This window comes from Streptomyces sp. NBC_00193 (assembly GCF_026342735.1).
GTDB classification, from domain to species: domain Bacteria; phylum Actinomycetota; class Actinomycetes; order Streptomycetales; family Streptomycetaceae; genus Streptomyces; species Streptomyces stoeckheimensis.
On the sequence record NZ_JAPEMM010000002.1, the window covers coordinates 382,603 to 403,658 of the forward strand.

The 21,056-nt window shown below is 73.8% G+C and carries 17 protein-coding genes; 8 read left to right on the plus strand and 9 right to left on the minus strand.

Annotation, left to right across the window (positions count from 1 at the left end; translation table 11 throughout):
- Positions 1 to 51 precede the first annotated feature (51 nt).
- The 4 genes from OG898_RS29850 to OG898_RS29865 all read left to right on the plus strand — a co-directional run bounded on the left by OG898_RS29850 (position 52) and on the right by OG898_RS29865 (position 5,828).
- Positions 52 to 441, plus strand: coding sequence for a GntR family transcriptional regulator (locus OG898_RS29850; protein ID WP_266961133.1), 390 nt, complete (start codon positions 52 to 54; stop codon positions 439 to 441).
- Positions 438 to 1,331 (plus strand): ABC transporter ATP-binding protein, encoded by an 894-nt coding sequence (locus OG898_RS29855; protein WP_266961135.1) that lies wholly within the window; start codon positions 438 to 440, stop codon positions 1,329 to 1,331. Before OG898_RS29850 ends, OG898_RS29855 begins: the two co-directional genes overlap by 4 nt.
- Positions 1,328 to 2,260 carry an ABC transporter permease gene (locus OG898_RS29860; protein ID WP_266961137.1) on the plus strand — a complete coding sequence of 311 codons (933 nt, stop codon included), beginning with the start codon at positions 1,328 to 1,330 and terminating at the stop codon, positions 2,258 to 2,260. Before OG898_RS29855 ends, OG898_RS29860 begins: the two co-directional genes overlap by 4 nt.
- A 154-nt stretch (positions 2,261 to 2,414) precedes the next feature.
- A complete protein-coding gene (locus OG898_RS29865) occupies positions 2,415 to 5,828 on the plus strand; it encodes a molybdopterin-dependent oxidoreductase (RefSeq protein ID WP_266961139.1) in 3,414 nt (1,137 codons plus the stop codon).
- Positions 5,829 to 5,838: 10 nt separating this feature from the next.
- On the opposite strand, the gene OG898_RS29870 is transcribed toward OG898_RS29865, so the two are convergent.
- Positions 5,839 to 7,191, minus strand: coding sequence for a radical SAM protein (locus OG898_RS29870; RefSeq protein ID WP_250745725.1), 1,353 nt, complete (start codon positions 7,189 to 7,191; stop codon positions 5,839 to 5,841).
- Positions 7,192 to 7,508: 317 nt separating this feature from the next.
- Between OG898_RS29870 and OG898_RS29875 the strand changes: the two genes are divergently transcribed.
- A complete protein-coding gene (locus OG898_RS29875) occupies positions 7,509 to 7,757 on the plus strand; it encodes a hypothetical protein (protein WP_266961141.1) in 249 nt (82 codons plus the stop codon).
- A gap of 18 nt (positions 7,758 to 7,775) precedes the next feature.
- Positions 7,776 to 7,970 carry a hypothetical protein gene (locus OG898_RS29880; RefSeq protein ID WP_266961143.1) on the plus strand — a complete coding sequence of 65 codons (195 nt, stop codon included), beginning with the start codon at positions 7,776 to 7,778 and terminating at the stop codon, positions 7,968 to 7,970.
- A gap of 34 nt (positions 7,971 to 8,004) precedes the next feature.
- Here the strand turns inward: OG898_RS29880 and OG898_RS29885 are convergent, their stop codons facing one another.
- The 4 genes from OG898_RS29885 to OG898_RS29900 all read right to left on the minus strand — a co-directional run bounded on the left by OG898_RS29885 (position 8,005) and on the right by OG898_RS29900 (position 12,089).
- Positions 8,005 to 8,484, minus strand: coding sequence for a hypothetical protein (locus OG898_RS29885; RefSeq protein WP_266961145.1), 480 nt, complete (start codon positions 8,482 to 8,484; stop codon positions 8,005 to 8,007).
- Positions 8,485 to 8,490: 6 nt separating this feature from the next.
- Positions 8,491 to 9,567: an SCO0930 family lipoprotein gene (locus tag OG898_RS29890; protein ID WP_266961147.1), complete on the minus strand. Its 1,077-nt coding sequence runs from the start codon at positions 9,565 to 9,567 to the stop codon at positions 8,491 to 8,493.
- A 114-nt stretch (positions 9,568 to 9,681) separates the two neighbouring features.
- The gene (locus tag OG898_RS29895) at positions 9,682 to 11,133 is read right to left on the minus strand and encodes an NADH-quinone oxidoreductase subunit NuoF family protein (RefSeq protein WP_266961149.1); all 1,452 of its coding nucleotides are present in this window, start codon (positions 11,131 to 11,133) and stop codon (positions 9,682 to 9,684) included.
- The gene (locus OG898_RS29900; RefSeq protein WP_266961151.1) at positions 11,130 to 12,089 is read right to left on the minus strand and encodes a hypothetical protein; all 960 of its coding nucleotides are present in this window, start codon (positions 12,087 to 12,089) and stop codon (positions 11,130 to 11,132) included. The genes OG898_RS29895 and OG898_RS29900 overlap by 4 nt, the downstream gene beginning before the upstream one ends.
- A 575-nt stretch (positions 12,090 to 12,664) precedes the next feature.
- Between OG898_RS29900 and OG898_RS29905 the strand changes: the two genes are divergently transcribed.
- Positions 12,665 to 13,939: a CdaR family transcriptional regulator gene (locus tag OG898_RS29905; protein ID WP_250745719.1), complete on the plus strand. Its 1,275-nt coding sequence runs from the start codon at positions 12,665 to 12,667 to the stop codon at positions 13,937 to 13,939.
- A 64-nt stretch (positions 13,940 to 14,003) separates the two neighbouring features.
- Here OG898_RS29905 and OG898_RS29910 read toward each other — a convergent pair whose 3' ends face one another.
- Entirely contained in the window at positions 14,004 to 15,398 is a 1,395-nt protein-coding gene (locus OG898_RS29910; protein WP_266961153.1) for a DUF1996 domain-containing protein, read from the minus strand.
- A 9-nt stretch (positions 15,399 to 15,407) separates the two neighbouring features.
- Positions 15,408 to 16,181: a DUF4142 domain-containing protein gene (locus tag OG898_RS29915; RefSeq protein ID WP_266961155.1), complete on the minus strand. Its 774-nt coding sequence runs from the start codon at positions 16,179 to 16,181 to the stop codon at positions 15,408 to 15,410.
- 361 nt (positions 16,182 to 16,542) lie between these two features.
- Between OG898_RS29915 and OG898_RS29920 the strand changes: the two genes are divergently transcribed.
- On the plus strand, positions 16,543 to 18,192 hold the full coding sequence (locus tag OG898_RS29920; protein WP_250745716.1) for an alpha/beta hydrolase: 1,650 nt from the start codon (positions 16,543 to 16,545) through the stop codon (positions 18,190 to 18,192).
- Positions 18,193 to 18,261: 69 nt separating this feature from the next.
- Here the strand turns inward: OG898_RS29920 and OG898_RS29925 are convergent, their stop codons facing one another.
- On the minus strand, positions 18,262 to 18,717 hold the full coding sequence (locus OG898_RS29925) for an SRPBCC family protein (protein ID WP_250745715.1): 456 nt from the start codon (positions 18,715 to 18,717) through the stop codon (positions 18,262 to 18,264).
- Positions 18,718 to 18,788: 71 nt separating this feature from the next.
- Positions 18,789 to 20,912, minus strand: coding sequence for an FUSC family protein (locus OG898_RS29930; protein ID WP_266961158.1), 2,124 nt, complete (start codon positions 20,910 to 20,912; stop codon positions 18,789 to 18,791).
- Positions 20,913 to 21,056: the final 144 nt, after the last annotated feature.

Consider the following 21,056-nt stretch of genomic DNA (forward strand, 5'->3'; position numbering starts at 1 on the left):
CCCCCTTGCACCACCCTTTCACTACTTGCCTAGTGAAAGGGTGGTGTTGTCGTGCTCGAGTACCGCATCGACCGGCGCAGCGGCATCGCCACGTACCTGCAGATCGTCCAGCAGACCAAACAGGCCCTGCGCCTGGGCCTGTTGGAGCCGGGCGACAAGCTGCCGACCGCGCGGGAGGTCGTCGAGGCCACCGCCATCAACCCGAACACCGTCCTGAAGGCCTACCGCGAGCTGGAGCGCGAAGGGCTCGTCGAGGCGAAGCGGGGACTGGGCACCTTCATCCGCAAGTCCCTGGGCGGCGCCCCGGCGGAATCCCCGCTGCGCGCCGAACTCGCGGACTGGACGCGGCGGGCCCGGGAGGCCGGGATGGAGCGGGACGACGCGGCCGCGCTCTTCTCGGCCGTATTGGAAGAGCACTTCAAGGGGGACGACATCGTATGACGCACACCGTGATCGAGGCGGAGGGCCTCGGCCTGCGCTACGGACGCCGGGGCAGGTGGGCGCTGCGCGCATGCTCCTTCCGGCTGCCCGAGGGCCGGGTCTGTGCACTCGTGGGACCCAACGGGGCGGGAAAGTCGAGCCTGTTGGCCGTCGCGGCCGGCATCGCGTCCGCGACCGAGGGTCGCCTCCGCTCGGTGCGGCGCGAGGAGCTGGCGTTCGTGGCCCAGGACAAGCCGCTCTACCCACAGCTCACCGTCGGCGAGACCCTGCGCATGGGCCGCGAGCTCAACCCCGGCCGCTGGGACGCGAGTACGGCGGAGCGGATCGTCGAGGAGGGGGACCTCGACCCGCGCGCGAAGGTCCGTACGCTCTCCGGCGGACAGCGCACCCGGGTCGCCCTCGCCCTGGCCCTGGGCAAACGCCCGAGCCTGCTCCTGCTCGACGAGCCGATGGCCGATCTCGACCCGCTCGCCCGGCACCGGCTCATGGGCATGCTGATGGCCGACGCCGCCGAGAACGGCACCTCCGTGGTGATGTCCTCGCACATCCTCACCGAGCTGGAGGGCGCCTGCGACCACCTGCTGCTCGTCGACGGCGGCCGGATCCGCCTCTCCGGCCCCGTCGACGAGGTCGGCGCGGCGCACCTGCTGCTCACCGGCCCCGCCGCCGCCCGCGAGGAACTCTCCGCGCACACCGTCGTCGAGGCCCGCACGACGGGCCGCCAGCTCACGGCGCTCGTACGGCCGCGGGGCCCCGTCGACAGCGGCACCTGGCAGACGACCCATCCGTCCCTGGAGGAACTCTTGCTCGCCCATCTGCGCGCGCCCGAAGCCCCGGCGTTCGCCGTCGACGCCGACACCGCCCCCGCCAGCGAGGAGGTGCAGGCATGAGCGCGCTGACGCTGAAGGGCCCCCACTGGGTCGTGGTGCGCCAGCACCGGCGCGTGCTGTGGGCGGTGGCCGCGCTGGTGGGCGCGAGCCTCGCGGCGGTGATCGTGCTGCGCGTGCGGCTCCGCGAGCCGGGCTCCGACCAGGTGCTCCGGACGAACGACTTCTGGGCGGAGAGCCTGTTCCGGCTCTGCATGGAGTACGCCGGCAACGCCCTGCTGTTCCTCCCCCTGCTGGTGGGAGCCTTCGTCGCCGGCCCGATGGTCGCCCGCGAACTGGAGAGCGGGACCTGGCGGCTCGCCCTCACCCAGTCGACGACTGCGAAGGCCTGGCTCGGCTCGAAGGTCCTGGTGGCGGCCGCGGTCTCCGTGGCCGGTTCGGCCGCCCTGGTCGGCATCTACCGTCTCGGCTGGGTGCGGGTGAGCGACACCTGGCAACCCACCTGGGCCGATCGCGGACCGTACGAGGCCACGGGCCCCGTGCTCATCGCCTACTGCCTGCTCGCGGTGGCACTCGGCGCTCTCGTCGGCCAGCTCGTGCGGCGCACCCTGGTCGCCATGGCGGTCACCGGTTTCGTCATGGGTCTGGTGCTGCTGATCCTCGGAGGGCTGCGGTGGTCCCTCCTGCCCGTGGTCACGGCCACCACGCCCTACACCGGGCAACCCGGACCGGTGATGCCGCCCTCCGCCCTGATGATGGACATCGGGTTCCTCGACTCCTCCGGCCGGCGCCTTTCCGAGAACGTCTGCTTCGCGCGGACGGGGCGCTTCGACAAGTGCCCCGCCGACCTGAACATCGCGGGCCAGTACGCCGACTTCCACCCCGTCTCCCACTACTGGCCGACCCAGTTCATCGAGACCTCCATCCTCCTGGCCCTGGCCGCCGCGGCCCTCTACGCCGCCTTCCGCCTGGTGCACGCGCGACACCCCTGAGGCGTCCTGGGCGGGCCGAACGACCCGGCCGGTTCCGGGGCCGAAGGCCCTGGCCGGCCGGGACATCCGTGTCTCCGGTCAAGACCATCGCCGCTGGTGAGCGCCGTGCCACGGACTGTCCAATGGAAGGAGGTCCACAAGGCGGGAGATGGCCATGTCCGAAGAGAAGAGGGGTTTCTGCACCCTCTGCAAGTCGCGCTGCGGCGCGATCTTCACCATCGAGGACGGCCGCCTGACCGGCGTGCGACCGGACCCCGACCATCCCACCGGAACGGCGATGTGCCCCAAGGGCCGCTCCGCCCCCGAGATCGCGCACAGCACGCGGCGGCTGACCACCCCGCTGCGCCGGACCAACCCCAAGTCCGACCCGGACCCGGGCTGGGTGCCCGTCTCCTGGGACGAGGCGATGGCGGAGATAGCCGAGAAGATCGGGACGATCGCCGCCGAGACCGGCCCCGAATCGGTGGCCTTCGCGGTGGCCACGCCTTCGGGGACCATGGTCTCGGACGCCACCGAGTGGATCGAGCGCTTCGTACGCCGCTTCGGCAGCCCGAACACCGTGTACAGCGCGGAGATCTGCAACTGGCACAAGGACTTCGCGCACGCCTTCACCTTCGGCTCGCCGATCCCGCCGCCCGACTACGCGAACGCCGACCTCGCCCTGCTGTGGGGCTTCAACCCGGCCAAGACCTGGCTCGCCCAGTCCGCCGCCCTCTCCGCCGCGCAGGCGACCGGCACCAAGCTCGCCGTGGTGGACCCGCGCCGCTCCACCAGCGCACTGCGGGCCGACCACTGGCTGCGGGTCCGGCCCGGCACCGACGCCGCGCTCGCCCTGGGCCTGGCCCACCTGCTCATCGCCGACGAGGGCTACGACGCGGCCTTCGTCCGCGCCTGGACCAACGCTCCCCTCCTGGTCCGCGCCGACACCGGACGGTTCCTTCGCGCGGACGAGCTCCCCGGAACGTACGCGGGCGCTGCCCCCTCCGGTTTCGCCGTCTTCGACGAGGAGGCCGGCCGCGCAGAGGCGTACGACACCGCGCGCGCCGCCGACCGCCCGGAACGCTTCGCGCTGCGCGGCACCCGCCCGATCGCGCTGCGCGACGGCTCGGCCGTCGACTGCGCGCCCGCCTTCGAGCGGTACGCGGACGCCTGCGCGGCCTGGCCGCCGGCCCGGGTCGCGGCCACCACGTGGATCCCCGAGCGGGAGATCCGCGCCCTCGCCGCGGAGATCGCCGCCGCCCCGTCGGTCACCTACTACGGGTGGACCGGAGTGGGGCAGAGCGCGAACGCCGCGCAGACCGAGCGGGCGCTGGCCACCCTCTACGCGCTGACCGGGTCCTACGACGCCCCGGGCGGCAACCACGTGGTCCCCGCGCCGCCCTACAACCCGGCCGCCTCCTTCGCCCAGTTCGCCCCGGAACAGCGGGCCAAGGCCCTCGGTCTCGACAAGCACCCGCTGGGCCCGCCGGCCTTCGGCTACATCAACTCCGGCGACCTGTGCACCGCCATCGAGACGGGCCGCCCCTACCCCGTCCGCGCCCTCATCGGGTTCGGATCCAACCTCGTCGTCGCCCAGCCCGACTCCGACCGCACGGCGCGGGCGCTGGGCTCGCTCGACTTCCAGGTCCACCTGGACCTCTTCCACAACCCCACCAGCAGCAGCGCCGACATCGTCCTGCCGGTCAACAGCTCCTACGAGCACGAGGCCCTGCGCTTCGGCTTCGAGGTCAGCCACCGGGCCCAGGAACAGGTCCAGCTCCGGCCCCGGATGGTCGAGCCGCAGGGCGAGTCCCGCAGTGACACCGAGTTCGTCTTCGACCTCGCCTGCCGGCTGGGCATGGGAGCGGAGTTCTTCGACGGGGACATCGAGGCCGCCTGGAACTGGCAGCTCGAACCCCTCGGCCTGACCGTCGAGGAACTGCGCCGGCGCCCGGGCGGCGTCCGGGTGCCCCGCGAGGAGGCCTACCGCAAGTACGCCGCCCCCGCAGCGGGCGAAGGGGACGGGGTGACCGGCTTCGCCACACCCACCCGGCGCGTCGAGCTGTACTCCGAGCGGCTCCTGGAGCACGGCTACCCGGCGGTGCCCGAGCACCACGACCCCGCTCCCACGGACGCCGCGTACCCCCTCGTGCTGACCTGCGCCAAGCACGGGTACTTCGTCCACAGCCAGCAGCGGTCCCTGACCTCCCTGCGCCGCCGGGCCGCCGACCCCTCGGTGGACCTGCACCCCCGGACCGCAGCCGCCCACGGCATCGGCGAGGGCCAGTGGCTGGAGCTCGCCACCCGCCGCGGCTCCATCCGGCTGCGCGCCCGCTTCGACGACTCCCTCCACCCCTCCGTCGTCGTCGGCGAGTACGGCTGGTGGCAGGAGGCCACCGACCTCGCCCTCCCCGGCTCCGACCCGACCTCGTCCACGGGCAGCAACTTCAACCGGCTCGTCGACCACACCGAGACCGACCCGCTCAGCGGTTCCGCGCCGATGCGGGCGGCCGCCTGCCGGATCAGCCCGGTTCCCGGCGACGGCGCCTGGCTCGGGACCCGCCCCTTCACGGTCACGGCCCTCACCGAGGTGAGCCCGGGCCTCCGCGGCCTGCGGCTGACGCCCGTGGACGGCGGAGCCCTCCCCGACTACCGGCCCGGCCAGCACCTGACCGTGCGCGCCGAGCACCCGGACGGCACCCTCCAGGACCCCTCGGACGGCCGCAGCTACTCCCTCACCGGCCCCGCCCTGGCCGCCGGCCGCACCGACTACGGACTGGCCGTGCGCCACATCCCCGGCGGAGCCTTCTCCACCCGGGTGCACGAGGAGCTCCGGGTCGGCGACCGGCTCCACCTGGCGAGCCCGGGAGGCGTCTTCGCCCTCCCGACGCACACCGACCACCCGGTCGTGCTGCTGGCCGGCGGCATCGGGATCACCCCGTTCCTCAGCTACCTCGAAACCCTCGCGGCCACCGGCGGCACGGTCCCCGAGGTGGTCCTGCACTACGGCAACACCAACGCGGCCGACCATCCCTTCCGGGACCGGCTGCGCGAACTGGCCTCCCGCATACCGGCGCTCACCGTCGTCGACCACTACGCCGCTCCCGGTCCGCAGGACGTCCTCGGCCGCGACCACGACCGCACCGGGTTCATCACCGTCGACGACATCGACCCCGGTCTCCTCGCCCGCCGGGCCCGCTTCTACCTGTGCGGCCCGCAGCCCATGCTCGACGCCCTCACCGGCGCGCTGATCGCGCGCGGTGTCCCGCGCTTCGAGGTGTTCAGCGAGAAGTTCCGCCCGGCCCGGCGGGAGGTGACCGTTCCCGACGACGCCGAGTACACCGTCACCTTCGCCCGGTCCGGACGCAGCGCCGTCTGGCGCAAGAACGACGGCCCGCTCCTCGCCCTCGGCGAGGCGGCCGGGGTAGCCATGCCGAGCGGCTGCCGGGTCGGGCAGTGCGAGAGCTGTGCCTGCAGCGTGCTCAAGGGCACGGCGGCGCATCTGGTGACACCCTCGGAGGACCTGCCCGACACCGACGTCCTGACCTGCCAGTCCCTGCCGACCTCGGACCTGGTCCTCGACGCCTGAGCGCCCCCGGTCAGGAGGCGCTCTCCTCCGTCCCTTCCTTCTCCTCCAGCCCCTCCAGGCTGTCCATGAAGGAGGAGACGGAGAACACCGCGCGCCCGGGGCCGGCCGGGCCGTAGCCGGGCGGGGAGCTGAGGCCGAACTCCTCCAGCGTCGCCCGGTAGGTCTCCAGCAGGCGCACGTGGTACTCGAGGGGCGCGCCCAGCGGGTTGGCCTTGCCCAGCGGGGTCGTCGGCTCCGGGCACCAGGTGGTGAAGCGCGGGACGACACCGTGCGACATGAAGTACCGCAGGCCCTCCTGGGTGGACGCGATCGCCTCGCTCACCTTGGTGAAGCCGAAGGGCTCGGCCATCTCGATGCCCGCGACGAAGTTCGGGATCACGTTGCGCGGGCCGAACACCTCCGTGGAGTCCAGGATCCGGCGGTGCCATTCGTCTCGGCCGACGTAGCGCTCCTTGCCCGGGCAGTGGAGCTTGAACAGGTACTCGTCCCACACCTCGAAGTTGGGGTGGTAGATCTTGACGCCGTGGTCGTGGAAGCGCTGCACGGCGTCGCGGGGCAGGGCCTGCGCGACGACCTTGCCGGTCCAGCGGCCGGGGAAGCGCTCCTCGATGGCCTGGGCGTACTGGCCGTAGAAGTCCGCCTCGTCACGGCCGCCGACCTGGGAGGTGATCGAGCCGCCCGTGAGGGTGTAGGCCCGGGAGATGCCCGCCGTGTCGTACCGGTCGATGATCTCCAGCGCCTCCAGCACCTCCTCGACCGGCTTCACACCGGTGTAGGGGCGGCCGGCCGCCTTGTGCTGGCGCCAGTTGTGGTTGATGTCGCAGAACTGGCACTCCTCCTTGGCACCGAAGTACTGGCACACCCGGAAGACCGTCAGATAGATGAGGTAGCCCCACTGGATGGTCGGCGCGACCTCCATCACCGACTTGCCGTTCGACAGCTTGTGCTTGTAGTACTCCGGCATCGGCGGCAGGCCGACGTCCGCGATCCGTACGCCGTCCAGGTACAGGCCGAGCGCCCCGTCCTCCCCGCCGCGCACCACGTACGGGGAGTCCGGGTTGACCCGTACGGAGACCACGGTCCGGCGCAGCTCGTACGGGCCGCCCGTGAGCACGATCTCCTCCGGGGGCCGGTTCAGCGCGGCGGCGCCGAGCTCCGGGAGGGTGCGGTGGTCGAAGGAGAAGATGAAGTACGACTTCGGCTTGACGTCGCCCGAAGCCCCGTCGGCGCCTCCGCTGAGCGCGGACTCGTCGAAGGCCATGCCGCCCCGCAGGAGGTCTTCCTTGATCACGGCTTCCCGGGGCACGTGCGGGAAGCGCCCCATCAGGTCCTCGATCAGCGCGGTACGGCTGGGACTCTCCATCTGCGGCTCCATTCCAGGCTCGTGCCGGTCCGCGACGGTCCGCCCCCTTGGCGTTCCGCGCGGCGCGGCGGTGATCTCACTCTATTGACATCCTCCGCGCCCCGAAGAGGGAGGGCTCCCGCGGCTCGCGCCCCGAGGCCTTCTGCCGCGCCGCCCACTGCCCGCCCGGCGAGCTCCGCCGAGGTCTTGCACCAGCTCCTCGGACGGACCTGCCCCGCCCTGCGGAGACGGTTGTCCGCTGAGCGTCCTTGCAGGTCAGCGGAGTTGGTCGAGCTGTCGTTGACGATGTTGAGTGGCCATGACAAATCAGACCGAGCGTGAGCGACGTGATGGTCGGGGGCGACCCCTTCATGGTCCAGGGGACCGAGGCCGTCAAGCACTGTGCCGAGGAGACGGGGGCGTCCTGCGCCGGGCTGGTCGCCGTCGGAGGCAAGGGCATGGAGGTCCGGGGCAACTCGTCCGACGACCACGTGGAGTTCAGGCTCTACTCCTTCGAGACGGACAAGCAGGCGGGCGCCGTCATGAAGAGTCTGGCCGACACGGAGCGGAAGTCCTCCGCCGAGTAGGGAGAACCGTCCAAGCCGGTGACCGTGGCTTCCGGGGCCGACGAGATCGACGCGTTCCAGGACGACGCCACCGCGGTGGCGGTCATGCGCATCGGCACGGTCGTGGCGCACGTCCACACGACCGAGATCAAGCCCTCCGACCTGGAACATGTGGCGACGGTCCAGGTCCAGCGGGTCAAGACCGTCGCCGCGGGCAAGAACCCGGGGTACTGACCCGCCGGACGCCCCTGGATCACGATCGTCCGGTCTACCCGGCTCCGTGGGTGTGGGTGTCGGTGTGGGTGTGGGCGGGGGCCGAGTCCAGGGTGCCGCCGAGGCGGGACCGGGCCGGGGTCAGGGCGTCCGCCGAGGGCGCCGTGATGATCCAGCGCTCGCCGACGAGGTACGTGCCGCCGTACTGCCGTGACTCCGACAGCCACGCGGCACGGCCCTCCGCCGTGCTGAAGGTGGCCAGCCGGAAGGCCTGCGCGCCCACCGCGCAGGCGCCCTCACGCACCTCCTGCGCGTCGACGGTCACCTCGGGGCTGCAGCCCAGGGCGGCCGCGATCCGGTCCAGCGGCTCGGGGGCGGGGGGCGGGGATGCCGCCGGCTCCCCTCCCCCGGCGCCCGGGGCGCCCGCGCAGCCCGCGCAGAGGAGGGCGGCGAGCAGGGCGATCGCGCGGGGCGCCCGAGGAGACCGGGGAGACCGGGGCGTCCGGGGAGTCCCTTCTCCCGTGTCGGGCAGCACGGCCGGTCAGCCCTTCGCCGGGATCTTCTTGCCCGCGTCGTTCACCGCGAACCAGAGGCCCTGTACGCCCTGTCCGTTGGTCTGGCCCGGTGCGGTGTCCCCGGTGAAGGTGTAGACCGGCCAGCAGTCGATCGTCAGCTGACGCGTTCCGTCGGGACGTTCCGCGGATCCGACCAGCCCGGCGGGAATTCCCACGGCCTTGTCGGCTTCCACGGGTGCGGCGGGTTTCCACGTGTTCAGGCAGGCGTCGAGGCATCCGAATTTCATCGGCCAGGCGCTGTCCTTTCCGAACCGGTAGAGGGTGCGTCCCTGTCCGTCCACCAAGAGCTTTCCGAGTTTCGCGTCATTCACGGCGGAGAGCGGCGCGGATTCCTTTCCGGCGTCCGCATCCTTTCCGGCGTCCGCATCCTTTCCGGCGTCCGCATCCTTTCCGGCGTCCGCATCCTTTCCGGCGTCCGCATCCTTTCCGGCGTCCGCCGCCTTGCCGCCGTCCGCGGCTTTGCCGCCGTCCGCCGCCAGTGCGTGCCAGGTCCCGCCGACGCCCTCGCCCTTCGCCTCGCCCGGCAGGGTGTCCTTCGCGTACCGGTACACGGGCCACCCCGCGAGCGTGAGCTGGCGGGTGCCGTCGGGCCGCTCGACCGAGCCGAGCAGCCCGGCGTCCACGCCGGCCGGGGCCTGGGCCCCGTCCGCCGGTACCGCGGGCCAGAGCGTGGCGCAGGCGTCCGCGCAGTTCGAACGGGGCGGCTGGGCGGTGTCCTTGTCGAACCGGTAGAGCGTGGCTCCGGCTCCGTCCGTGACCACCCTGCCGACCTCGGGGATCTCCCGGACCGACAGCTTGCCGGCCGGGCTCGGGTCCTCCTCCGCAGCGGCATCGGCGTCCGCATCCGCTTCCGCCCCGGCGCCGTACCCCTCGCCGTAGTCCGCTCCGTCCCCGGCGCCGTGGCCCACCGCGCTTTCCGCTCCCGCCGCCCGGACGGTCACCGTGCGGGCGTCGTCATCGCCGCTGCCGCACCCCGACGCAAGCAGAAGTACCGTCAGCACCGATCCGGCGGCGGCCGTGGTCGCCCGGTTCCTGTTGCCCATGGTTCTCTCCTTCGATTTCCATCCGGCGTGCTTCCGTCTGGATATTCATAAGGTCTGCGAGGGCCGCTGCATTCGATGGCGCGGGAATTTGTCAGATCACGCCAAAGCGTGAACTCATTCCTGGATGCGGAGCGCGAGTGCCGGGCAACGGCGCACCGCGCGCAGCGCTTTGGGCCGCAGCGGACCGGGGACCGGCATGACGCCGCGCGCCGGATAGCCGTCCTCGTCGAGCCGCACCACATCGGGGAGCAGGTCCACGCACAGCCCGTGGCCCTTGCACAACGTCCAGTCCACGACGAGCCGTTCGGGGCTCTCGTCCGCGGGCAGCGGCAGGGCGCCCAGGACGCGGCGTCCGCAGCCGCTGCCGAGCGCGTGGTCGCGGAACTCGTCGGGGAAGACGGCGAGCGCGGAGGCCACGAACGAGGAGGTGCCGTCCGGGTGGGAGCAGGCTCCCCGGCCGCGCACCCCCCGCATCCGGGCCTGCACCGCGTCGAGGGCCGCCCCGCCGCCGCCGGTCACGAGCCGTTCCACGGCGTCCGCCAGCGAGGGCAGTCCCCGGACGCACGGGCCGCACTGGCCCGCCGACTCCCGTGCCATCCAGCGCGTGACCCGGGCCACCTCGCCCGCCGGGCAGGTGTCCTCGGGCAGCGGCAGGACCGCACCGGCTCCCAGGACCGCGTCGTACGCCGCCAGGGACTTCCGCGAGATCAGCGCCTCGCGCGCCGCCCCCGGGTCCAGCCAGCGGCCGTGGAAGCCGCCGACCAGCACACCCTGTCCGGGCACCGTGCCGCACAGGTCGAGCACGTAGGCCAGGGACGTGCCCAGGGGCACCTCGACGACGGTCGTGCCGGCGACGGTCAGCAGGGTCGTGCCCGGTTCGTCGGGCAGCCCGGCCGTCCCGAACTCGGGCACGCCGAGCCGGGCGGCGACGGCGAGCTGTGCGTACGTCTCCGCGTTGGACAGCAGGGTGGGCAGGCCGCCGAGACCCCGTTCGCTGGTCCGCGTCCGGTGCCCGGAGGGGAGGGCGGGCCCGCCGTCCAGGCCGTTCACGAGGGCGCTGCCCTCGCCCGTGACGAAGCGTTCGGGGAGCCGGACGACGCGCACGCGCCGCCCGGCCGGGCCCCGTTCGGCGACGGCCTCGGTCAGCGAACGCTCCACGTCCGGGCGGGTGACGCCGACGACCACGTCCTCGGCGCCGAGCGCGGAGGCGGCCACCAGCGCGCCGTCGAGCACGAGGTGCGGAACGTAGAGGAGCAGGGCGGCGTCCTTCAGGCAACTCGGTTCGCCTTCGGTCCCGTTGACGACGACGGCGGTGCGTCCGTCCTGTCCCCGGGCGGACCGGGTGACGGCCCGGAGTTTGCGGGCGAAGGGAAAGCCCGCTCCCCCGCGCCCGCCGAGGGCTATGCCCTCGGCGAGTTCGACGAGTCCTTCGGCGGGGTAGCGGGGCAGCGCGCCGTGCACGCTGAGATGGCCCTCGCGGTCGAGCCGCTCGGAGGTGTCGAGTCCGGCCAGCAGGCGCGGTGCGCCGACGCAGCCGAGGGCGGGCCGCGTCCCGGAGCCGCTCACCGTCCGCTCCGTACGCCGTCGAGCGGCTCGGCGGAGGGCCCCGCGGACGGATCCGCGGCCCGGCCGGGGCGGCCGGGGAACACCGTGGTGCCCGGCTGCCGCGTGAGGCGTGCCGTCAGCAGTTCCGCCGCCCACTCCGCCGGCCTGCGCACGAAAGGCGCCGGCCGGTGCGGCGGCGCCTGCCCGGGCGGCCGGGAGGGTACGGCCGGTGCGTGCGGCGGCGACTGCACCGGCGGCGCTGCCGGTGCGCCGGACGGCCGCGCGGCCTCCGCACGCAGCGGCGTACCGGGCCTCGTGCGCGGCAGTGCGACGGCGAGGGTACGGAGCTTCGCGCGCAGCCGCAGCGCCAGCAGTCCGGCGACGGCGAGCAGGCACAGGGCGTACCCGGTCGTCACCCAACCACTCGCAGCGCGGCCGGACTTGAGCCCGTGCACCAGCGATGCTCCCCAGGCCGGATAGGCGCCCATGTGCAGGGCCCGCCACCACAGGGACCGCCCCCGGGCGGCGAAGGTGCCGCGGACGGCGCCGGAGACGGCCACGGCCACGAACCCGTAGCCGGCCAGGCTGCCGAGGCCGATCAGCAACGGCCGCTGGCCGTCCGTGAAGGGCAGGATCACGGCGGCGGCGTCGGTCCGGGACCGCCCGACCTTGATCCACACGTGCAGGAGGAGGAAGCCGAGTCCGGCGACGGCGAGGCCGCGGTGCACGGCCTGGGCGACGAGCCGGTGCCCGGAGGCGAGCAGTCTGCGGTCGGTGGCCGCCAGGCCCCACAGGACGGCGCCGGTGAGGGAGACCAGCGAGAGCACGCCGGCCGCGTAGTCGAGGAAGTCCCACAAGCGGGTCAGCGCACCGGCGCGGACCGCCACGAGCAGGGCGGCCCCGGCGGCGAGGGCCGCCGCGGCCAGGGCGGCGGGGTGCGGTCCCCCGGCGGCGGACAGCAGCGGCGGACGCCGCACCGCCCGCCGGCCGGAGGCGCCAGGTGCAGCCGGGGTGGCCGGTGTCGACGCCGTCGGGGACACCGCCGCGGATGCCGGGCCGGGCACCGGGCCGGATCGCGCTCCGGAGGGAGCCCCGGCATGGCGCCGGGTACGGCCTCTCGTGCGACGGGCCCGGTGCGAACGGCCGGGCGGGCGGGGCTGGAGCAGGGGCATGTGGTCTCCCATACGTCCGGACCCGAGCACTTCCACCTCGCGCTCGGCGCCCGGGGGTCGACGTCGTAACCGCTCCTCGGCGGGCGGGAGATGGGCGCCTGGCCCACCGGGCCGGCCGGGAGCGGGGGCCGGAGTGCAGAAGCATCGTGGAGGCATGCAAGCCCTCCACAGGATTTATCGAAACGTGATAATTTCTGGCCCTCGCACAGCCATCGCATCGAACATCCCCGGAAGATTCCCTTCCAGTGGTGCGGTTGCGACGGGGTTGACACCTGATCCGCCGCCGCACCTCCCCGACGGCGATCGAGCCGATGCCGCGGGACTGCGGGCTTGCCACCGTCCCACGGGGCAGGCCATACCCCGGCTTGAACGAGGTAACAATGTGCGAACTTCTGAACCGCATCTGGTCCCGGCCCCGGGGCGAGTGGACCCGGGTCCTGCGCAAGGAACTGCCCACGGTGGCGGCGGGGATGGTGGAGGAACTACGGGAGACCGTGCCCGGATTCTCGGCGCTCGTCGAGGACATCGGCGACGAGGTGGTCAGACGGAGGGTGGAAGGGGCCCTGCTGACCGTCCTCGGCTACCGCGAGGGCCCCGGCGGCGCCGGATGCACGGGGACCGGCGGCGCCGACGGGGCCTACGCCGACGACACGGCCCACGCGCAGGAACCCGCCGACCAGCACGCGCCGACCCGGTCCGGCCCCGGACCCGCCACCGCGGCAGCCGACTTCGAAGCCGAGCACGCCCGGCCCCACCCGCACGCACTCCCCCACGCCCACCCGCACACGGCCTTCCGCGGCGGGGAGTCGCCACCCCTGCAGGCCGTGCCCTTACAACGCTTCGGCTCGGTGCGCGAGCACGCCCGGCGCGAGCTGTTCACCCTGCTCACGGGTGACGCCCCGCACCGCGAACCGGCCCTCGCCGAACTGGCCGGCCCGGCCGGGTGGCCCCTCCCGGTCGCCGTACGGGCGGTCGCCCTGGCCTCGCCCGGCGAGACCCAGCAGCTCGCGGCGCTCCTCGACGACTGCCTCGGCGGGATGGTCGCGGGCCAGCCCTGCCTGCTCGTTCCCACCGCCGACCCGGAGGCCCGTACCGCCCTGGACGGCGCGCTGCGCGGCCGTCTCGCCGTGGTCGGCCACCCGGTGGCCCCCGGCGACACCCCTTCTTCCCTGCGCTGGGCGGTACGCCTCCTCGCGCTGGTCCCGCCTCAGGCCCGGTCCGGCCCGGACGCCCGGACGGTGTTCGTGGACGACCACCTCTCGACGCTGCTGCTGCTCCAGGACGAGCCGCTGGCCCACGCCCTCGCCGCACGCTGGCTGCGGCCGCTGGCGGACCTCACCCCGCGCCAGAGCGAGCGGCTCGAAGTGACCCTGCTCGCCTGGCTGGAGGGCGGCGGGGCACCCGAGGCGGCCAAGGCGCTGAGCGTGCACCCGCAGACGGTCCGCTACCGGATGCGCCAGCTGGAGAAGCTCTTCGGGCCCGGCCTGCGGGACCCGCGCACCCGCTTCGAACTGGAACTGGCCTTGCGCAGCCGCCGGTTGATGGCCCAGGTCCGGCTGCGGCCGGTCCGCGGCGGCCGCCGGGCGCGCGTGGTGAGCGCCGAATTCCGCCCGTCTCCGGGCGACGGCCGCATCGCCCGCGTCAACGGCCTCTAGAGAGCGCACACATGGCGGTGCCGGCCCGGAGCGTGCTCCGGGCCGGCACCGCCTCCGCGTCCGGTCAGCGGCAGGCGCGTCCGCCGTTGACGCACCGCACCGCCCGGGCCATCAGCTCGTCCGGCATGACGTTGATGAAGTCGCCGTGGTCGGTCACCGGCTTGTGGAGCTGCTCGGGGAAGCTGTCCACCGCGAAGCGCGCTCCGGGGGGCGTCGCGTAGACGATCCGCTGGACCAGTTGCGGCACGGCCTTGAAGCCCGCCGGGCAGGAGCCGTCGCGGCCGGCGAAGGCCACGTGGGTGCGGTGGTTGGCGCTGTCGGTGTTCTTGCCGTCCCAGCAGCTCTGGAAGGAGAACGTCCGTACCACGTCAGTCCCCTTGGGGCAGATCGGGTACTTGTCCTTCAGCTGCCGGTTCTCGAAGCCGGTGCAGCTCCACGAGGCGTTGGCGTTGGCCGGGCCGTTGGTGAAGGCCTTGGCGTCGCCCGTGATGATCCGCAGGAAGCGGGGCATGGCGGTGACGCGGGAGACGGGGCTCCCCTTGAACTCGATGGTCACCTGCTTCGGCCGCAGGATCGTGCCCACGTTGGCGTCCTGGCCGCCGCCCGGGGCTCCGGCGTCCTGCTCCGCCTTGCCGTCGCGCAGCCTCAGCACCGGCCAGTAGTAGGTGGACAGGTCGCCGTTCGTGCAGGTGGTCCCGGAGGCGGCGAGGCTGTTGTTGGTGGAGAAGGCGTCCGTGGTCCTGTTGCCGACGTAGTCGTGCATGTGGTGGGCGCCGTTGCTCACCCCGGGGGCGACGATCACGTTGTCGGGGTTGAGGTGGCGCTCTTCGTTGCGGCCGCATTCCACGGCGAAGGAGCCTTTGGAGGCACCGGACTTGGGTGCCGGGCGCCGTACGTTCGGCTTGACCGAGCCGATGCGGACGAAGTCGGAGCGGGCCGGTCCCCCCTTCGGGGCGCCGCCGCCCGCGCCGAACCCGGCGGTCTCCTCCTCGGCGGCCGGCGCCTCCCGCATCGCGCAGGCGCTCAGCTCCGCCAGCCCGTCCGGGCGGGCCGCGGTGCGTCCGATCGCCTCGGAGACCCGGCCGATCGACGCGTCGCGCCGGCCCTTCAGCTCCCCGAGCAGCGTGTCGGCCGGCGCCCGGCCGGTGGCGAGCCGCTGGTAGGCCTCGGCGATCTGGGTGTCGAGACCGGCGAGTTCCCGGTCCACTTCGCCGCGCGCCTGATCGGGAACCTCGCGCAGCCGGTCTCCCACGTCGGGGCAGTCGATGGTGGCCGTCACCGGCGCCGGGCGCGCCGGATCCTGGCCCGCGGAGGCCACCTGGCCCGCGATCACGACGGCGCCGCCGCCCAGGACGAGTGCGGACGCGGCGGCGAGTGCCTTGTACAGGGGCCGCCTCCTGCGTTTGTGCCCTGCCCCGTCCTGGCGCGCCGGGCCTTGCGTGGAGTCGTTGTCGCGCATGTGATCACTTCACTTCCTCGGTCGGGTGGCGGTGGGAGAGGGGTCCGCCGGTCGGGCCGCCGTGGGAGGGGCGGCCGCGGGAGGGCTGTCCGCCAGGCCTTCGAAATCGACCAGGCCGCTGGCTTCGAGGACCGCGATGTGGTCCAGGACCGTGGTGTTGGCGTCCGTGGCCAGCTCGCGGACCACGGAGTTGCGGGTTTGCGCCCGCACTTGGGCGACGAGCGTGAACACCTTCCCGTGCGCCCGCCGCAGCAGCTGGACGAAGAGCCGCTCGTAGGTGGCCCCTTGGGCCCGGTCGAGCTGGTCGAGCCAGGCCTGCTGCTGTCCGGACGGCCGGTCCGGCAGTTCGACGCCGAGCGCCTCGCCCACCTCCAGGACCCTGCGGTCCAGTTCGGTGTGCCCTTCCACGAGGTGCTCGCCTGCCGTCCTCACCGACTTGCGGGTACCCCGTTCCTGGGCCTGCTTGCCCGCGGGCAGTTCCCACAGGCCGGCGAGGCGGACCTTCCGCACGAACTCGCGGTCCTGCGGGGTCAGCGGCCCGAAGGCCGTGTTCATCACTCCGGCGCCGTCGTCATCTGCGGAAGCGGAGCCCGGAGCGGGTGAGGTGGCGACGGCGGGCGAGGGGGCCGGGGCCGCCGCGGCGGTTCGGCCGCCGAAGCTCCGCACCGGTATCAGCAGCGCGATCAGCGTGAGGGCGAGGGCTCCGATGACGATGCCCGTGCCCATGACGTGTCGCGAAGCGACCGACATGCCGCCGAGGTTCGTCCGACGGATTGACAGCACTGTGCCTCCTTGGGTCCCGGGACGCCCGGGAGCCGCCGCACGGAGCGCGCCGCTCCCGCGGGTCCCCGGGTGCCAAGGGACGCTAGTGCCGGCTCCGGCTCCCCCGTCGAAGGCCCATCCGGACTGGACAAACATCCGGGCAGCTCCCCGAAAGACTGCTACGGTGCCGCGCGCCCGGCCGCTGCGAGGCCCGCGCCGCGGAATCCGATGTGCGGACAAAAACCCCGGCGCGTCGGCCAGTTGTCCGGATTTCCAGTCATTCGCGAGGAGTAGAGGGCCCCGCCCCTCAGGTGGATTCGCCCGGCCTGCGGGGTGACCCAGGGTGGGGTGCGAACCGCCGCCCACCCGAAGGGAACGCCCCGTGCGCAAGAAACGACTGGCATCCTTACTGGCCGCCGCCGGACTCCTCGCGAGTACCGTGCCGGTGCTCGCGGCCGCCCAGGCCTCCGCCCTGCCCACCGACGGCGTCCGGGCCGACAGCGTCCTCGCGGACAGCGCTCGGACCGACGCCGCCCCGGCCGACGCCGCGTACCTGCGGCAGAAGCCCGCCTGGCACCGGTGCTCCCCCGATCAGCCGGCCTCGTACGAGTGCGCCACCATCAAGGTGCCGCTCGACTACCGGCGGCCGTCGGGACGGACCCTCGACCTGGCGATATCCCGGGTGAAGAGCACGAACCCCGCGAAACGGCACGGGGTCCTCCTGATGAACCCGGGCGGCCCGGGCGGCCCCGGGCTGGATCTGCCGCTGGCCCTCGGCGAGGTGGTCCCCAGGGAGGTGGCCGAACAGTACGACCTCATCGGCTTCGATCCGCGCGGGGTCGGCGCCAGCAGTCCCATCAGCTGCGGGCTGACCGAGGCCGAGCAGGGCATCGAACGGCCGTACCATCCCGGGTCCTTCCCCTCCGACGTGGCCTGGGCGCGGAACATCGCCGAGAAGTGCCGGGAGAAGGCCGGCTCGGTGCTCCCGTACATCACGACCCGCAACACCGCCCGCGACATGGACACCATCCGTGCCGTCCTGGGCGAGCGGAAGCTCTCCTACCTGGGCTACTCCTACGGGACGTACCTCGGCGCGGTGTACACGCAGATGTTCCCCGGCCGGACCGACCGCTTCGTGCTCGACAGCGGCGTCGACCCGGACCTGATCTGGCGGAACATGTTCCGGAGCTGGGCCACGGAGTCCGAGCCGGCTTTCGCCCGGTGGACGCAGTGGGCGGCGGAACGCTCGGGCGAGTTCCACCTCGGAGAGAGCCCCGCGGCCGTGTCGAAGACCTTCTGGGACCTGGTGGCGCGCGCCGACCGGGATCCGATCGTCTTCCAGGGGGAGAAGATCAACGGCGACGACATCCGGGGCGCGCGCGCACTGTTCTTCTATCCCGCCCAGGTCACCCCGCTGGTGGTGGCCCTGAAGGACGCGGCCGACGGAAAGCCCGCCGTCACTCCCGGCGCCTCCGGGCCCGACTTCAACATGAAGCGGGCGCTCGCCGGCGAGTCCGGGCCGGCCCCGGCCGAGCCGGCCTCCGACAACGCGGTCGCCGTCCTGTGGAGCGTGGTGTGCGGGGACACGGACTCCTGGCCGCGCGATCCCGAGCGGTACCGTCGCGACGCGATCCGGGACAAGGCCGCGTACCCGCTCTACGGGGACTTCGCCTCGAACATCAAGCCCTGCGCCTTCTGGCCGCGGCCGCTCGAGGCCGAGACCCCGATGAAGGCGCGCGCCCGGGTGCTGACCGTGCAGAACGAGTGGGACTCGCAGACCCCGCTGGCCAGCGGGCAGGGCATGCACCGCGCGCTGAAGGGCTCGCGGATGGTGCTGGCCCTGGGCGCGGAGGGCCACGGGGTGTACCTGGCCGATCCCTCCTCCTGCGCCGCAGCCCCGGTCACCGCGTACCTGACCACCGGGCGGCTGCCCGCCGAGGACATCGCCTGCCGTGCGCCGGCACCCGGCGGGGAGAGGCAGGTGGCGCCGGTGAAGCCGCTGCCGATTCCGTCCGGGCCCGGACGCTTCTGATCCGGTGAGCCGGTGACCTGGTGACCCGGTGACCCGGTGATCCAGCGACCCGGCGATCCGGCACAGGCCTCAGGCCGGCCGTGGGGACGCCTCCGCCGCCGCCTTGATCCGGCGGCCGAAGTCGGGGGCGTCCTTGCGCGCCGCGCTCAGGGCGAGGCCGACCAGGAGGCGGCCGAAGCCGTGCCCGGTCAGGGTGTTGAAGACGCGCAACCGCGTCCGGCCTCCGGGGAGTTCGGCCAGGTCGTAGCCTCCTTCGGCGGTCACCAGGTTGTGGCTCAGCTCCGTCCAGCGGATCCGCCCCGGCGCGTCGAGTTCGGTGATCTGGAACTCCCGGGCGGTCTTCATTCCGGCGTCCTTCACCGTGCTGCGGAAGACCGTCCCGACGGCGGTCGGGGCGTCCGGGCTCCGGGTGATCCGCTGGACCCGCGGGCTGAACTCCGGGTCGTTGCGCCCGTCCGCGAGATACGCGAACACCTCGGCGACGGGCCGGTCGATCTCGACGCTCGCCTCGAACAGTCCGGACATGTCCGCTCCTCACCACACGCCACACCGCCGGATCCGGTACCCCTCCTTCCACGATCGCAGGGCCCCGCTCCTCACGCACCGCCGCGCGCTCGGGCCCCGGCACCCCGGTCGAACAGCGCCACGTCCGCGGTCAGCGAGTCCAGCCAGGCCATCGCGGTGTAGAACACCGGCGGCGCGCCCTCGGGTCCGGCCCGGCGGGGGGCGGGCCCGGCGGGACCGGGGTCCGGGGCCCCCGCGGCGCGTACGGGGTCCGCGGCCGCCGCCGCGCGGCGCAGCCCGGCCGCCACCCAGGCCCCGTACTCCCGGACCATCGCCTCCTCGCGCGGGCCGGGCGGGGTGCCGAGGGGGCTGCGGCCGCCCCAGAGGACGTGGTGGCCGGTCATCATCGCCGCCTGCCAGTCCTGGCCCGCGGCGACGGCCGGACGCTGCCGTTCCGTCTGGTACTGGGCGTACGCGCTCTCCGCCAGGGCCAGCGCGTGCCGCACCCGCTGGTCGGGCTGCACCTCGCGGGCCCGGCCGAAGGCGGCCGTGGCCGCCTGGACGTCGTCGGCCGCGGCGTGCAGCAGCGCGGCCACGGCGCGCCCCAGTTCGTCGTGGGCGCCGCGCGGCCAGGCCAGCAGTCCGCACACCATCCCGATCGCGCTGCCGACCAGTACGTCCAGGAACCGGACCTCGGCCAACTGCCACGTCACGGGGGCGAGCTGGGCGAAGGCCATGGCCACCACCAGGGTGAACATGGCCTGCGCCCAGCCGACGCCGCGCACGGGCCCGACGCAGAACGCGAACAGCATCAGCGGCGGCAGGACGATCGCGTACACCGTGCTCGCCTCCCCGGCCAGCGCGAGGACCCCGCCGGCGGCGACCGCGCCCACCAGGGTGCCGATCAGGGCGAGCCGGACGGTGGCCCGGGTCTGCACGGCGTTGGTGCGGGTCAGGCTGATGACGGCGAGCATCGCCCAGAATCCGTGCGGCAGGGAGTCCAGCCCGGCGACGGCCCGGGCGACGGCGAGGGCCACGCCGAGCCGGACGGCGTTCTGGAAGTGCACGGACCGGGGCCCGGTGTTCCCGGCCAGCCGGTACCACCAGAGCCGCACCGGCCCCTCCCCGGCGTACCAGAACCGGTCGGGTGGCCCGGCGGCCGGTCCCACCCCCGGCCCCACCGCGTCCGCGGCCCCCGCGCGCCCCCGTACGGCTATCCCGGCGGCGCCGCGCAGCACGAGCGCGGCCTCCGCCAGCTCCACCAGGGCGGCGTTGCGGAACCCGGGCCCGGGCCCGGTCACGGGGGTCCGGGCGAGGGAGACCTGCAGGTCCCGCAGCCGCGTCGAGTCCGTCGCGGGCGGGCCCCCCGCTCCGAGCAGCGCGGCCGTCCCGGCGGCCGACTCGCGCACGGCCGCCACCAGGTCCGGCCCGGCCGTCCCGGTGGCCGGTCCTGGTTCCGGCGGGGGCAGGGACCGGAGGCGGGCCAGCAGGGTGCGGGCCGCCAGCCCGGTGTGGGCCAGCGCGCGTTCCCGTACGCCGGGCCCGGCGGGCCGCTGCGCCTCCCCGACCCGGGAGGGCCGCAGGGACTGCTCCCGCTCCACGGCGCGGGCGGCCTCCGCCGCGGGGAGGGTGTGGGGCGGCCGCTCCAGCAGGGCCGCGCACCTGGCCGCCTCGGCCGCGGCCGAGGCGGCCAGGTCCCGGTAGCCGGGGACGGCCGGGTCGGGCAGCACGGTGGCTTCGGCGAGGATCAGCAGCAGGACCCCGACGACGGTGCCGGTCAGCCGCTGGCCGAGGGTGTCGGGGGCGTACGGCGGGAAGCTGGGCAGGATGTACAGCAGCTGGAGTCCGGGCGCGGCGCCCGCGAGACGGGGTCCCGCCGCCGAGGAGAAGGCCACGCAGAAGCCGATGACCAGCATCCCCGCCACGGCGGCCCAGGTCCGCACCGCGAGCAGGGTGCCCAGGACCACCAGGACGCAGGCGGCGGGGAGCACGCGGGCGACGACGAGGGCCCGCAGGCGGCCGCTGCCCGGGATGCGGGAGAGACCGGCCAGCGCGACGGCGGCGAAGAGGGCGTACGTGGCCTCGACGGGCCGGTCCAGTCCGTACAGGAAGGCGTAGAAGCCGAGGCCGGCGGCGAGGGTGACCCGGACGGCCCGTCGTGCGGCCGCCGGCACGGGGCCGGTGCCGGTACGGAGCTCACTCAGGGCGGCACGCACCCTTTCAGCGTCCCACCGGGCGCCCGTGCGGTCCTGTGGAATCCCTTGACACTTCATCAGGGAGGGCGCAACTTATATCGGCAGCCCGATATAACTCGGCGGCCGGCACGGCTCGGCACCCGATGCTTCCCGGCATCCCGATAC

What these genes read in the sequence shown, in the direction of transcription:
- OG898_RS29855 (WP_266961135.1), top strand. Translation starts at nt 438, where the DNA reads ATGACGCACACCGTGATCGAGGCGGAGGGCCTCGGCCTGCGCTACGGA.
- OG898_RS29860 (WP_266961137.1), top strand. Translation starts at nt 1,328, where the DNA reads ATGAGCGCGCTGACGCTGAAGGGCCCCCACTGGGTCGTGGTGCGCCAG.
- OG898_RS29865 (WP_266961139.1), top strand. Translation starts at nt 2,415, where the DNA reads ATGTCCGAAGAGAAGAGGGGTTTCTGCACCCTCTGCAAGTCGCGCTGC.
- OG898_RS29870 (WP_250745725.1), bottom strand. Translation starts at nt 7,191, where the DNA reads ATGGAGAGTCCCAGCCGTACCGCGCTGATCGAGGACCTGATGGGGCGC.
- OG898_RS29890 (WP_266961147.1), bottom strand. Translation starts at nt 9,567, where the DNA reads ATGGGCAACAGGAACCGGGCGACCACGGCCGCCGCCGGATCGGTGCTG.
- OG898_RS29905 (WP_250745719.1), top strand. Translation starts at nt 12,665, where the DNA reads ATGTGCGAACTTCTGAACCGCATCTGGTCCCGGCCCCGGGGCGAGTGG.
- OG898_RS29910 (WP_266961153.1), bottom strand. Translation starts at nt 15,398, where the DNA reads ATGCGCGACAACGACTCCACGCAAGGCCCGGCGCGCCAGGACGGGGCA.
- OG898_RS29925 (WP_250745715.1), bottom strand. Translation starts at nt 18,717, where the DNA reads ATGTCCGGACTGTTCGAGGCGAGCGTCGAGATCGACCGGCCCGTCGCC.